General features: G+C 35.5%; 1 pseudogene. It reads left to right on the plus strand.

From position 1 onward, the window contains the following. Positions 1 to 129: 129 nt before the first annotated feature. Positions 130 to 231, plus strand: a pseudogene (locus AB4653_RS27510) (DUF2282 domain-containing protein); the annotation flags it as partial.

A 231-nucleotide genomic window follows, 5' to 3' on the forward strand; every position in this document is an offset into this window, starting at 1 on the left:
CATTAATATTGATATTTTTTATAATGCCGTGAAATTATTTCCTAGTTCTTCCTATCCTTTTTAGTAAGCAAGTTAACAATTCATTAACCTGCGATGTAAAAATACTATTAAGTCCTAGAGGGAATGACTATGAAAAATTCTAATCTTGCTGTTACAGCTGCAATCACAAGTGTACTAGCGTTTGGCGGTGCAGTTCTTACATCAGCACCTGCGGAAGCAGCAGCAAAAGAA

The organism is Vibrio sp. 10N.222.48.A3, assembly GCF_041475345.1.
Lineage (GTDB): Bacteria > Pseudomonadota > Gammaproteobacteria > Enterobacterales > Vibrionaceae > Vibrio > Vibrio tasmaniensis_A.